Origin of the sequence: Micromonospora sp. CA-259024, assembly GCF_050936255.1 — a bacterium.
GTDB lineage: Bacteria > Actinomycetota > Actinomycetes > Mycobacteriales > Micromonosporaceae > Micromonospora.
Window position 1 is genome coordinate 1488992 of sequence record NZ_JBNJND010000001.1, and the last position, 13064, is coordinate 1502055.

General features: G+C 73.6%; 10 protein-coding genes. 5 read left to right on the plus strand and 5 right to left on the minus strand.

The window, feature by feature from the left end:
• Positions 1-26 precede the first annotated feature (26 nt).
• Positions 27-599, plus strand: a complete 573-nt coding sequence (locus ACQEUX_RS06110) for a nucleosidase (protein ID WP_433042459.1) — start codon at positions 27-29, stop codon at positions 597-599.
• 3 nt (positions 600-602) lie between these two features.
• Here ACQEUX_RS06110 and ACQEUX_RS06115 read toward each other — a convergent pair whose 3' ends face one another.
• Complete coding sequence (locus tag ACQEUX_RS06115; RefSeq protein WP_433042462.1) at positions 603-1784, minus strand: low temperature requirement protein A; 1182 nt, start codon at positions 1782-1784, stop codon at positions 603-605.
• Between the two features lie 169 nt (positions 1785-1953).
• Between ACQEUX_RS06115 and ACQEUX_RS06120 the strand changes: the two genes are divergently transcribed.
• From ACQEUX_RS06120 to ACQEUX_RS06135, 4 genes are all read left to right on the plus strand, one after another.
• Positions 1954-2814: a S1 family peptidase gene (locus ACQEUX_RS06120; RefSeq protein ID WP_433042465.1), complete on the plus strand. Its 861-nt coding sequence runs from the start codon at positions 1954-1956 to the stop codon at positions 2812-2814.
• A gap of 163 nt (positions 2815-2977) precedes the next feature.
• Entirely contained in the window at positions 2978-3934 is a 957-nt protein-coding gene (locus tag ACQEUX_RS06125) for a sugar kinase (protein ID WP_433042468.1), read from the plus strand.
• Positions 3935-4002: 68 nt separating this feature from the next.
• Positions 4003-4620, plus strand: a complete 618-nt coding sequence (locus ACQEUX_RS06130; protein WP_433042471.1) for a bifunctional 4-hydroxy-2-oxoglutarate aldolase/2-dehydro-3-deoxy-phosphogluconate aldolase — start codon at positions 4003-4005, stop codon at positions 4618-4620.
• A gap of 117 nt (positions 4621-4737) precedes the next feature.
• The gene (locus ACQEUX_RS06135; RefSeq protein WP_433042474.1) at positions 4738-8451 is read left to right on the plus strand and encodes a S8 family serine peptidase; all 3714 of its coding nucleotides are present in this window, start codon (positions 4738-4740) and stop codon (positions 8449-8451) included.
• Positions 8452-8518: 67 nt separating this feature from the next.
• On the opposite strand, the gene ACQEUX_RS06140 is transcribed toward ACQEUX_RS06135, so the two are convergent.
• The 4 genes from ACQEUX_RS06140 to ACQEUX_RS06155 are packed head-to-tail and all read right to left on the minus strand — an operon-like array spanning position 8519 to position 13002.
• On the minus strand, positions 8519-9091 hold the full coding sequence (locus ACQEUX_RS06140) for a GNAT family N-acetyltransferase (protein ID WP_433042477.1): 573 nt from the start codon (positions 9089-9091) through the stop codon (positions 8519-8521).
• Positions 9081-11135, minus strand: a complete 2055-nt coding sequence (locus tag ACQEUX_RS06145) for a penicillin acylase family protein (protein WP_433042480.1) — start codon at positions 11133-11135, stop codon at positions 9081-9083. The genes ACQEUX_RS06140 and ACQEUX_RS06145 overlap by 11 nt, the downstream gene beginning before the upstream one ends.
• On the minus strand, positions 11132-11944 hold the full coding sequence (locus ACQEUX_RS06150) for an ABC transporter ATP-binding protein (RefSeq protein ID WP_433042483.1): 813 nt from the start codon (positions 11942-11944) through the stop codon (positions 11132-11134). Before ACQEUX_RS06150 ends, ACQEUX_RS06145 begins: the two co-directional genes overlap by 4 nt.
• A gap of 29 nt (positions 11945-11973) precedes the next feature.
• Positions 11974-13002: a FecCD family ABC transporter permease gene (locus ACQEUX_RS06155; RefSeq protein ID WP_433042486.1), complete on the minus strand. Its 1029-nt coding sequence runs from the start codon at positions 13000-13002 to the stop codon at positions 11974-11976.
• Between the last annotated feature and the right edge of the window lie 62 nt (positions 13003-13064).

Consider the following 13064-nt stretch of genomic DNA (forward strand, 5'->3'; position numbering starts at 1 on the left):
GAGGAGCCGGCTCGTACGATGCTGCGGTGAATCTTCGGGGCACGGTCCGATCCGATCGTCCGCTGGTGGTGCTCGCCGTCGGGGCGGAGGCCCGCTACCTGCCGCCTGAGCTGCCGGTCCTGCTCACCGGCATGGGCAAGGTGAACGCCGCCAGCGCGGTGGGCGCGGTGCTGGCCGCCGGACCGCGCCCCGCCCTGCTGCTCAACCTGGGTACGGCCGGCGCGTTGCGCCCCGGCTGGGCCGGCATCCACGAGGTCGCCACGGTGCTTCAGCACGACCTGGACACCGACCTGCTGCGTACGCTCACCGGCGAGACCTACGGGGCGCCGCTGTCGCTGGCCGGGGAGGGCGCGGTGCTGGCCACCGGCGACACGTTCGTGGCGGATGACGCGGCGCGGGACCGGTTGGCGCAGCGTGCCGACCTGGTCGACATGGAGGGGTACGCGGTGGCGTGGGCCGCCGCGCAGGCCGGCGTGCCGTGCCGGCTGGTCAAGCAGGTCAGCGACGAGGCGGGGGACGGTGCGGCCCGGACCTGGCGGGAGTCGGTGGACGCGTGCGCCCGGGATCTCGCCGAATGGGCCGGACGACACCTCGCCTGAGGGTCAGTAGGTTCGCCGCACGTCCAGCCCCGGCGTGGTCTCCCGTTCGGTGCCGGGGGGGACCAGGACGTGACCGGCCAGCCCGAGCGCCACGACGGCGGTGACCAGCAGTGGTGGCCAGCCGCCGGCCCACGGCAGCACCAGCAGTGGCATGAGCTGCCAGGCCACTCGCCGCCACGGCACGGCCCAGGACACCAGCAGGGCGAACAGGACGCGGCCGAGCACGAACAGCGCCGGGCCGCCGATGATCAGCACGAGCCACCGCACCGGCGTCGTTCCGGTCGGATGTTCGACGACCAGCTCGAACGAGGCCGCCGTGGCGACCACAGCGGCCAGCAGCACCAGATGGGTGTACGGAGCCAGCCGCGCCGGCCGGCCCCTGTTGGACCCGGCAGCCTGCACCAACTCGCCGGCGCGGAAGGCGTAGATCTGCCAGAGCAGCAGCATGGTGGCGAACCCGCAGAGCAGGGCGGCGACCCGGAAAGAGTCGAGCCCGCTCCGGCTGACCTGCAGGGTCGGTAACAGGATGATGTCGCCGAGGGCCAGGATGACGAACTGCTGGTACCTCTCGCCCAGGTGCCCGGTGATCCGTGTGTACTGGGCGATGGGCACCTGGCCCAGCCGGGGCGTGGGGTAGCGGGCCGCCGAGGCGACCAGGTCGATCGTGAGGGCGATGGTCCAGAGCCCCCAGTTCGGAGAGTCTGACAGCGCGCCGGTGACCCAGAAGACGCCGGACACCGTGAACCAGAAGAGGAACCGGGTGGCCCGCTCCCTGGCCGTCTGGTGCCCCTGCCGGTGCAGGGCGGCGACCAGGATGATGCAGCGAATCAGGTGCGTGCCGACGTACGAGATCACGAAGAGCAGCAGGTGCGAGATGGTGACCATTGGCAGCGCCACCGCCATCCCCACCGAACCGACCATGGCGATCATCAGGATGGCCTGAATCGGGCGCCGCTGCGGGTCGTAGAACTCGGTCGTGGTCGCGGTGAGCGACCAGGTCCACCAGATGGCTGTCAGCATCAGCAGCACCTTGGCGTCGCCGGACCAGGAGTGCTCTTCGGTCAACAGTGTCGATGTCAGCGCGAGGGCGGCCACGAAGACCACGTCGAAGAGCAACTCCAGCAGCGTGGCCCGGGTCGACCCCTCCATCCGGCGTACCAGCGCCGCATTCCCTCCGGTGGTCATGCCCGGCCTCCCGCGGTGTCTCCCGAGGATTATCGGCGGCGTCGGCGGGAGCCGTCCCCGGATTGGCGATTCCGGCCGACCGGGAGGAGGGCGGCCGGAGGTTGCCACGGCATCGGGTGCCGGGGATGCTTAGGAATATCCATTGGATTCGATCTCTGCGGAGGCTCGGATGCGCCGCTCCCCGCTCGTCGCCCTCGTCCTGACCGTCCTCCTGCTCGTCGCGCCCGGCGCGGCGCGGGCCGCCGCCCCCGACCGGGCTGCCCCGCCCGCCACCGACCCGGCGGCCGTCCTGGCCGGCGTACGCACAGCGGGCACCGCCTGGGGTCTCGACCCGGCCACCGGCCGGATGACCCTCACCGTCGACGACACCGTGGCCCCCGCCGAGATGACGGCACTGCGGGCGGTGGCCAACCGGGCCGGCGCGCTCCTGCGTCGCGAACCCGGAACGCTGCGCACCCTGATCGCCGGCGGGCAGGGCATCTACGGCGGCGGCGGTCGCTGCTCACTCGGTGCGAACGTGCGCAGCGGCAGCACCTACTACGTGATCACCGCCGGGCACTGCACCACCGCCGCCAGCACCTGGTACGCCGACAGCGCCCAGACCACCGTGCTCGGCACCCGCACCGCCACCAGCTTTCCCACCAACGACTACGGACTGATCCGCTACACCGGCCAGATCGCCCATCCCAGCGCGGTCTACACCTACCCCGGGCTGCTGCCCATCTACGGCCCCGGCAACGCGTACGTCGGTCAGGCGGTGTGTCGCAGCGGCGTCACCACCGGCGTGCGCTGCGGCACCGTCACCGCTCTCAACCAGACCGTCAACTACGCCACCGGCGTGGTCTACGGCCTGATCCGCACCAACATCTGCGCCGAGCCCGGGGACAGCGGCGGGCCGCTCTACGTCGCGTCCACCGGCACCATCATCGGCATCCTCTCCGGTGGCAGCGGCAACTGCACCTCCGGCGGCACCACCTACTACCAGCCGATCGGAGAGGTGCTGGCCGCGTACGGGCTGACGGTGCCCTGACCGTCAGGGCACCGAGCGCACCGGCTTGCTCGTCTCGCGCGAGGCACCTAGGCTCGGCGGCGCCCCGGACCCCCGCCGCGAGGACGTGTGCCCCATGCCGACGGACCCTCGACATGACCGAGCGCCCCTCGCGTCCGGCTCCCCGCCGGTCGAGGTGGCGGCGGTGGGGGAGACGATGGTGGTGCTCTGCCCGGCGCCGGGCGAGCCGCTGGAGCACGCCGAACGGGTCGCCGTCTCGGTCGGCGGCGCGGAGTCCAACGTGGCCGGCTACCTGGCCCGACTGGGGCACCGGGTGGCCTGGGTGAGCCGGGTCGGCGACGACCCCTTCGGCCGGGCTGTCGTCCGGCACGTCGCGGCCGCCGGCGTCCGCGTGGAGCAGGTGAGCGTGGACCCGGTCGCCCCCACCGGCCTGTACGTCAAGGACCCGGGCCCGGAGGGGACCGCCGTGCACTACTACCGGGCCGGGTCGGCGGCCTCCCGGATGGACCCCGCCACGCTGGCGGACCCGGGGCTGGCCGGCGCCCGTGTGCTGCACCTGTCCGGGATCACGCCGGTGCTCTCCGCCTCCTGCCGGGCGCTGGTCGAGCACGCGGTGGTCGACCGGCCGCTGGCGGGCGCGCTGGTCAGCTTCGACGTCAACCACCGGGCCCGGCTGTGGCCCGCCGAGCAGGCCGCGCCGGTGCTGCGCGACCTCGCCGACCGCTGCGACCTGGTCTTCGTCGGTCAGGACGAGGCGGACGTTCTGTGGGGCACCGCCGACCCGATGGCCGTACGCCGGCTGCTGCCCGGGCCGGAGACGGTGGTGGTCAAGGACGGCGCCGTGGGTGCCACCGCACTGTGCCGCGACGCGGAGCCGGTCTTCGTCCCGGCCCCGCGGGTGACGGTGGTGGAGGCGGTCGGCGCCGGAGACGCCTTCGCGGCCGGCTACCTGGCCGGGCTGCTGCGCGGCCTCGACCCCGTGCGGCGGTTGCGGCTCGGTCACCTGGTCGCGGCGCAGGCGTTGGGCAGCAGCGGCGACAACGCCCCGGTCCCGCCGTGGGCCTGGTTCGAGAGGCTGCTCGCCGCCCCCGACGACGCCTGGTCCCCGCTCGACCTGACCGGCGCGCGGGCGGAAGCCTGAGTCCCGTCGTCGGGTCTCGACCGGGCCATCAGCACACAGATTCACCGCGACCTCGGATGGAGTGCACCATGACCACAGCGGACTTCGACCACATCTTCGGCGGCGCCCGGGTGATGGCGATCCTGCGCGGCCTGCCGGTCGCCGAGACCGTTCGGCTCGCCGAGCGCGCCTGGGACCTCGGCATCGACGTGGTGGAGGTCCCGGTGGCCACCGCCGACGCGGTGCCGGCGCTGCGCGCCGCCGTCGAGGCGGGCGCCGCGCGTGGCCGGATCGTCGGTGCGGGCACGGTGCTCGACGTCGAACAGGTGGTGGCGGCGGCCGACGCGGGTGCCGCGTTCACCGTCGCGCCCGGCCTGGACCTCGCGGTCGCCGACGCCGCCGCCGCGCGTGGCCTGCCGCACCTGCCCGGCGTGGCCACCCCCACCGAGGCCCAGCAGGCACTGCGGCACGGCCTCACCTGGCTCAAGGCGTTCCCCGCGATCGCTCTCGGGCCGGCCTGGTTCAAGGCCGTGGCCGGTCCGCTGCCGCAGCTGCGTTTCGTCGCGACCGGTGGCCTGGACGCCGGTAACGCCGCCGCGTTCCTGCAAGCAGGCGTACGGGTGGTGGCCGTCGGGTCGGCCCTGTCCGACCCGAACCAGCTGGACCGACTCGCTGAGCTGGTCACCCTCGGCGCCCCCACGACATGAGCCGGCGGTGGCGGGTTTGCGCCATGGCGTAAACGCGTCGGGGTGAGGCAGGGGACGAGGGGTGGTCGTTGCACTGATGCTGTGCTGCGTACCACTTCTCGACACAAAGAGGTCATCTTGGCTCTGTCTCACCGGCGCCGCCGATCCGGGCTGATCGCCCTCGGCGCCGCCCTCACCCTGGCGGCCGGGTTCACCCCACCCGCCGCGGGGGCGTCCGCCGCCCCGCCGAACACCCCCGACCGCCCCGCCGGCCAACCCCCGGCCGCCGCCGGACGCGCGTCCACCGTCACCCTGATCACCGGTGACACGGTCACGGTCACCACGGCGGCGGACGGCAGCACCGTGTCGACCGTGCGCCGGCCGGACGGCAGCACGCCGAGCTTCCACCGCACCGTGCTCGACGGCGACACCTACGTCTACCCGGAAGCGGCGCTGTCCTACGTGACCAGCGGGGTGCTGGACCGGCAACTGTTCAACGTCACCGAGCTCATCGCCGACGGCTACGACGACGCGCACACCGACACGCTGCCGCTGATCGTCACCATGACCGACGCCGCGGCCCGCAACCGCACCCGTCCCGCCGTGGACGGCGCCGAGCTGGTCCGGCCGTTGGACAGCGTGCAGGGCGCGGCGCTGACCCGTGAGCGGGCCGCCGCCAGCCGATTCTGGACCGCCCTCACCGCCGGTTCGGCCCGCCGTACGGGCGACGCCCCGGCGCTGGCCAACGGCATCGCGAAGGTCTGGCTGGACGGCCGGGTGCACGCCGACCTGGCCGAGTCCACCGCGCAGATCGGCGCACCGACGCTCTGGGCCGAGGGCAACACGGCTGCCGGTGTCGACGTCGCCGTGCTGGACTCGGGTGCGGACGCCGAGCACCCGGACCTCGCCGGTCAGATCGCCGAGTCCAGCAGCTTCGTGCCCGATGAGCCCGACATCCTCGACTACAAGGGACACGGCACCCACGTCGCCTCGACGATCGCCGGCACCGGCGCCGCGTCCGGCGGTGTCGAGCGGGGCGTCGCCCCTGGAGCCCGGCTGCACATCGGCAAGGTGCTCAACAGCGAGGGCAGCGGGCAGAACTCATGGATCATCGCCGGCATGGAGTGGGCGGCCCGCGACCAGAAGGCCCGGATCGTCAGCATGAGCCTGGGCGGTGAGTCCACCGACGGCAGTGATCCGATGAGCCAGGCGGTCGAGCGGCTCAGTGCCGAGACCGGCACGCTCTTCGTGATCGCCGCCGGCAACAGCGGCCCAGCCACCATCGGCAGCCCGGGTGCCGCCGACTCCGCCCTCACCGTGGGCGCCGTCGACTCCACCGACCACCTCGCCGACTTCTCCAGCCAGGGCCCGCGCGCCGGTGACGGTGGGCTCAAGCCCGAGATCACCGCACCCGGCGTGGACATCCTCGCCGCCCGCTCGCACCTCGTACGCGGCGGATCCGGGGACTACACCCTGATGAGTGGCACGTCGATGGCCACCCCGCACGTGGCCGGCACGGCCGCACTGGTCGCCGCCGCGCACCCGGACTGGACCGGTCAGCGGATCAAGGAGGCGCTGGTCAGCACGGTCAAGGCGACCCCCGAGTACACCCCGTACCAGGCGGGTGCCGGCCGGGTGGACGCGGTCGCCGCCGCCCGCGCCACCGTCTTCGCCACGCCGAGCGCCTACTCCGGCTTCCAGGCCTGGCCGTCGCAGCCGGGTTCGATCGTCGACCGGACGGTCACCTACACCAACGTCGGCAGCGCGCCGGTCAGCCTGAAGCTGACCCTCGACGCGGCCACCGCTCCGGCCGGCCTCTTCGCGCTCTCCGCCGACACGGTCAGCGTGCCCGCCAACGGCACCGCCACGGTGACGGTGACCGCGGCGTTCGACAAGCTGCCGGTCGAGAAGCAGGTCAGCGGCATGATCATTGCTACTGACGACGCCGGTACGGTCCGTGGGCGCACCCTGATCGGCGCGGGCAAGGAGGGCCAGCGGCAGAACCTGACGCTGGTGGCCAAGGATCGGGACGGCAAGCCGCTTGTCGGCAAGGTCATCCTCACCACCGATGGCCTGTTCACCGCCGTGGACCTGCCCGAGAGCGGCACCGCCACGCTGCGGCTGCCGGTGGCGAGTTGGACCGGTTGGATCTCCGCCGATGTGCGCGGTGCCAACGGGCCGCACTCCAAGGGCATGGCGATGCTCAGCTTCACCGACGTCAACCTGGACCGGGACCGCACCGTCACCCTGGACGCGCGCGCCGCCCGGCAGGTGCAGGCCAGGGTGCCGCAGGAGGCCACCGCCACCGCGCTGCGGATGGACATCCACCGGTCCACGAAGACCAGCCTCACCGAGAGTCAGGTGCTGCCGGACGACTCGTACGACAGCATGTGGGCGTTGCCGACGAGTCGTGCGGTCACCGACGGCGAGTTCGAGTTCGGTGCCCGATGGCGGCTGGAGGAGCCGGCGCTGACCGTCTCGGCCGACGGTCGCTCGTACGACGATCTGCTGGTGAAGCGGGCGACCCCGGCGCTGCCGGCCGGTCGTCGTCAGCTGGACGCGGTCTACGTCGCCGACGCGTCGGCGGCCGGGCTGGCGAAGCGTCCGGTCCGCGACCGGGCGGTGGTGGTACGGCGCAGCGACACCGTGGACATCGTCACCCAGGCGAAGGCCGCCGCGGCGGCCGGGGCAAAACTGCTGCTGGTGGTCAACGACGGCGTCGGTCGCCTCCAGCCCTGGGACGAGGTGCCGTGGAGCCCGGAGAGCCCGGCCCCGGTGACCGTGGCCACGCTCACCGCCGACGAGGGTGGGCAGCTCATCGCCGCACTGGAGCGCGGCTCGGTGCGGCTGACCGTCGAGTCGCACCCGGAGACCACCTACCTGTACGACGTGGCTCACCACTGGACCGGCACGGTGCCGGCCGACCCCACCTACCGTCCGACGAAGCGGGAGCTGGCCCGGGTCGACGTGGAGTTCCGCAACTACCGGCAGGGCAAGGCGCTGGAGTTCCGCACCGACATCTGGAAGGGCCTGGCGTCGAGCAACCTGGAGCCCGCCCCGGCGCAGGGTCGGCGGACCGACTGGGTCACCGCCGACGAGCGGTGGATCGACGACGCGCTCATCGTCGGCGAGACCGGTCAGCACCTGATGGGGGTGACCACCTACCCGGCCGCCAAGCCGAGCAGCGTCACCTGGTTCGGGCCGATCCAGCGACCCCGGATGGGTGGGAACTACGTGCCCGTCCGGTACCTGGACACCCTCTACCTGCCCGCGCCGGGCTGGGGCGACGGGGGTGGCCACATCGGTGAGGCGTACGCCAACTTCGACATGGTCAACCGGACCACCCTCTACCAGGGTGACAAGGAGCTGGACTGGGGCAACGCCGAGTACCTCCAGGTGTCCGGCCTGGCTGAGCAGCGACTGCCGTACCGGCTGGTGGTGGAGAACGACCGGGCGGCCTGGACCAACCCGTACTCCCGGCAGACCCGCACCGAGTGGGGCTTCAGCTCGGCGGCCACGGGGGAGGAGTCGGCGGCGGTGCTGCCGATGATCCAGTTGGACTACCAGGTGGCCATCGACTCCGACGGCAAGGCGTCGCGGCGGGCACCACTGACCGTGGTCGCCTCGCACCTGCCGGATGTCACCGGCACGGTCGGCGCGGTGACCGTCGAGGTGTCCTACGACGACGGTACGACCTGGACGAAGCAGCGACTGACCCGGCACGGCGACGGTTGGCGTACCTCGCTGGCCGCACCGGCGAAGGCCGGCTTCGTGAGCCTGCGTACCACCGCGCGGGACGCCGCCGGCAACACCGTGAGCCAGAGCATCACCCGGGCGTTCGGCCTGCGCTGACGCCACTGGCGGGCCGCCGGTCGGGGTGCCTTGCGCATCCCGGCCGGCGGCCGTCGCGTTCCCGGCGTCAGCCGGTGGTCGCCGGTCGGTCGAGGAAGAGAAGGCGGGCGCGCTTCTCCGGCAGGTCGATCAGCGGCCCGGGCCGGAACCCGGTGCGCAGGAACCGGTTGATGGCCCGTTCGTTGCGGGCGTCGGGCTCCATTACGACTCGCAGTCGGCTCGGATCGGCGAGGACGAAGTCGAGGATCGCGCCGAACAACGCGCCGGTGTAGCCGGGCTCGACCGCCACCGGTGGCCCGATGAGCAGGTGGACGCCGATGTCGCCGGGGCGCACGTCGTAGCACTCGCCGACCGGGTCGGCCTCGGGCTGGTAGGTCTGGGCCAGCGCCGCCGGCACGCCGTCGCGGTGCACCAGGTACGCGTGGTGGGTGTCCAGCGAGTCCAGGTACGCGTAGATCTCGTGCACCCGCTCGCGGCTCGCCTCCCGCATCCCCCAGAAGCGGGCCCGGTCCTGTGTGACCCACCCGTGCAGCAGGTCGACGTCCTCGTCCGGCCGGACGGCGCGGATGGTGACCACCCCGAACCCGGTGACGTCCCGCCGGTAGTGGTGCTGGTCGAACGTCGTCGCGTCAGCGCTCATCTCGCTCCTCGGTAAGCTGGTCCCAGTCGGTGGTCACCGGCAGCAGCGTCCCCGCCAGCCAGGCAGTGCTCTGGTCGTCGTGGTGCGGGTCGCCGGGCACCCCGCAGGCACCCAGGGGGACGACCCAGCGGCTGTCCTCGCGCCGGGCCAGGTCCCAGACGAACCGCGCGGCCGGCCCCCGGAAGCACCGGTGGGTGACCCCGGGCACGCTCGACGTCGACAGCACACAGTCGTGGTCACCGTCGAGTCGAGGCCCGGGCCCGTCGTCCGGGTCGGGCAGCGCCCGCCACGGCGCCAACCGGTGCAGGTCCCCCCAGCGCACCTGCCCACCCGCCACGTCGGCGACCTCTTCGGTCGCCGCGCGCACCAGCGCGGCCATGTCCACGCCGGGCAGCGGAGCCCCGCCGAGCAGGTGCTCCAGCGCGAAGCCGACGCGCGGCGTCAGCGCCAGCCAGGGCGCGAACACCTCCGGGTACGCGGGCGGCTCGGCCAGCGCGGCCAGCGCCGGGTGCGCGGCGACCCGGCGTACGACAGCCGCCCGCAGGGTGGCGAAGTCGGCCGCGTCGGTGCTGTCGGCGGCCATCCGACGGTCCCAGCGCAGCAGCCGTTCGCGCAGCGCGGCGGCGGCCGGGCCGAGCCCGGTCGACTCGGCCAGCACCGCCAGCAGCGGCCCGGCCGAGCCCAGGTACGTGTCGGTGTGCACCACGGCCATCTCGTCGGCCGACCAGGCGTCGCCGGAATCGAGCAACTCGGCGATGCGGCGTGCCCGGTGCGGCGGGGCGAACTCGACCCCGAGTGGCGTCGCCAGCCCCCGCTCGTTGGCCATCACCGCCCGGCCGGCCACCTCGGCCCGGGGCATCGGCGCGTACCAGCCCTGCCAGGCGTGCGCGACATCCCAGGCGGGGACCACCCGCCGGCCGTTGTCCGGATGCCGCACCGGCACCGCCCCGGCGACCCGGTGCAGCAGCCCACCGGCGGTGTCCGCCGCCTGCACCACGTTGACCGGCTCCACCCAGTGCCGCAACGCGTGGTCCACATCCGCCACGGAGCCGGCGCGCAGCAGCTCCGGCAGTGTCGCGAAGCCGAGCTCGCCACGGACCCGTGGCGGGTAGCGCAGGCTGATGGCCGCCTCGTCGTCCGGCCCACCGGCGATCACCGGACCTCGGTCGGTCTCCAGCACCTCCACCTCGACCGGGTCCGCCCCGGCCACCTCGATCGTCTCGACGTGGCGGTGCACCGGCCGCCAGCCGTCCGGGCCGAACGCCCGCACCCGATGGCCGTCGCGGCGCAGCCGCTCGGCGTACAGGTCCTGATAGTCGGCCATCGCGTTGGTGATCGCCCAGGCCACCGCGCCGGTGTGGCCGAAGTGCGCGATGCCCGGTACGCCCGGCACCGCGAGCCCGACCACGTCGTACTCCGGGCAGGCCAGCCGGATCTGCTGGTAGACGCCCGGATCCTCGATGAACCGGTGCGGGTCACCGGCGAGCAGCGCGGCTCCGGTGCCGGTGCGCTCGGCGGCGAGCAGCCACCCGTTGCTGCCCGCGACGGACGGCCCGTCGGTGGCGAACAAATCGACCGCGTCGGCACCGAGCTGCCGCGTCACATGCTCACGCCAGAGCTTGCCGGGGAACCCGGCGAACAGGATGTGATGGCCCAACCAGACCGCGAGCGGCGTCCACGGCTCCCACCGGCCCGGGTTCAGCCCGGTGGCGGCGAACTCCGCCGCGCGGGCCGCCCCGGCGGCGAGACCCGCGTTGACGCCGGCCACGTACGCGCCCACCCACTCGGCGGTCGCCGGGTCCAGTGCGGCGTGGCAGCGGCGTGCGGTGTCGTCGAGCCGGACCTGCCGGGCGAACCGATCCCAGCCCAGCGCGTCGGCGCCGAGGAATGCGGCGCTGGTGCCCTGGGCGCGATGCCGTTCCACCTCGATCTGCCAGGCCCGGTCGTACGCGGTCACCCGGCCCTGCGCCGCCGCCAGTGCGAGCGGGTCGTCGGCGCGCAGGTGCGGTACGCCCCACGGGTCGCGGAAACGGCGGCTGCTCACGCGGGCTCGACCGCGCGGCGGCGGGCGGCGGGGACGACCAGCGGGGTGCCGGTCTCCGGGTCGTCGATGACCCGGCAGGGCAGCCCGAACACCTCCGCCACCAGGTCGGCGGTGACCACCGAGCGCGGCTCCCCGGCCGCCACCACGCGTCCGTCGCGCATGGCGATGAGGTGGGTGGCGTAGCGGGCCGCGTGGTTCAGGTCGTGCAGCACCGCGACCAGTGTGCGCCCCTGCTCCTCGTGCAGGCGGGCGCAGAGATCCAGGATTTCGATCTGGTGGGCGATGTCGAGGTACGTGGTCGGCTCGTCGAGCAGCAGGAGCGGGGTCTGCTGGGCCAGCGCCATGGCGATCCAGACCCGCTGCCGCTGGCCGCCGGAGAGTTCGTCCACCGGCCGGTCGGCGAGGTCGTCGACACCGGTCGCGGCCATCGACTCCTCGACCACCCGCTCATCCTCACGCGACCACTGTCGCAGCAGCCCCTGGTGGGGGTAACGGCCCCGAGCTACCAACTCGGCGACGCTGATCCCGTCGGGCGCGATCGACGACTGCGGCAGCAGGCCGAGCGTGCGGGCCACCTTCCGGGCTGGCAGATCGTGAATGTCCTGCCCGTCCAGCAGCACCGCGCCGGTGCTCGGGCGCAGCATCCGCGACAGCGCGCGCAGCAGGGTCGACTTGCCGCAGGCGTTCGGGCCGATGATCACGGTGAACGATCTGTCGGGCACCGCCACGGTCAGGTCCTCGGCGATGGTGCGTCGGTCGTAGGCGAGGGTCAGCGCGGTGCCGCCGAGCCGGGAACTGCCGGGGTGCATGGGTGCTCCTTCGAGGGCGTCGCGGGTGTTCACAGCCGACCCGCCCGGCGTTCGACGGCCAGCAGCCAGACCAGGTAGCCGCCGCCGATGACTCCGGTCACCACGCCGACCGGAAGCTGGTGCCCGGAAAACGCGCGCTGGGCCAGCAGGTCGCCGCCGACCAGCAGCACCGCGCCGACTGCCATCGAGGGCAGCAGGTTCGGGCCGGGCGCCCGGGTCAGCCGTTTCGCCACGTGTGGTGCGACGAGCGCCACGAAGGACACCGGCCCGGCGGCGGCCGCCGCGAACGAGACCAGCAGCACCGCCGCGGCGAGCAGCACCAGGCGCAGCCGGCGCACCGGCACGCCGAGAGCGCTGGCCGCGTCATCGCCCAACTCCATCATCCGCAGCGCCGGAGCACAGCCGATGAGCAGCAGCGGCGCCAGCACGACCAGGACGGCGAGCAACGGCCCGGCGTTCGCCCACCCCCGCCCGTCCAGGCTGCCGGTGAGCCAGAGCACCGCGCGGGCGGCGTCCATCAGTGGCGCCCGGGTCAGGAGATAGCCGTTGACGCCGGTCAGGATCGCGGCGACGCCGATACCGACCAGGATGAGCCGGAAGCCGTGCACTCCGCGCCTCCAGGCGAGCGCGTAGATCACCAGGCCGGTGCCGAGCCCACCGACGACCGCCGCGCCGGCCAGCGCCAGGCTGCCGCCGCCGAGGACGACCACCACCAGCGCGCCGGTCGACGCGCCCTGGGTGAAGCCGAGCATGTCCGGGCTGCCCAGCGGGTTGCGCACCAGCGACTGGAACACCGTGCCGGCCAGCGCCAGCGCCGCCCCGACCAGCAGGGCGGTGACCAGCCGGGGCAGTCGCAGCTCGGTCACGATGAACTGCTCCGCCGCGGTGCCGCCGCCGGTCAGCGTGCGCAACACGTCGGCCGGTCCCATCGGGTAGTCACCACTGCCCAGCGCGACCAGGCCGAGCCCGGCCGCGAGCAACGCGGCGCCGGCGCCGACGGCCAGCGCGCGGGGGCGGAACCGCAGCGACAGCCCGCCCGGAGTACGAATGACGCTCACACCAACGCTCCGCTTCGCTCCGCGAGGACGCGACGCGCCACGCTGCTGAGCCTGCTGTTTCG

Coding starts and splice junctions, on each gene's coding strand:
- ACQEUX_RS06115 (WP_433042462.1), bottom strand. CDS start 1,784: ATGACCACCGGAGGGAATGCGGCGCTGGTACGCCGGATGGAGGGGTCG.
- ACQEUX_RS06120 (WP_433042465.1), top strand. CDS start 1,954: ATGCGCCGCTCCCCGCTCGTCGCCCTCGTCCTGACCGTCCTCCTGCTC.
- ACQEUX_RS06130 (WP_433042471.1), top strand. CDS start 4,003: ATGACCACAGCGGACTTCGACCACATCTTCGGCGGCGCCCGGGTGATG.
- ACQEUX_RS06140 (WP_433042477.1), bottom strand. CDS start 9,091: ATGAGCGCTGACGCGACGACGTTCGACCAGCACCACTACCGGCGGGAC.
- ACQEUX_RS06150 (WP_433042483.1), bottom strand. CDS start 11,944: ATGCACCCCGGCAGTTCCCGGCTCGGCGGCACCGCGCTGACCCTCGCC.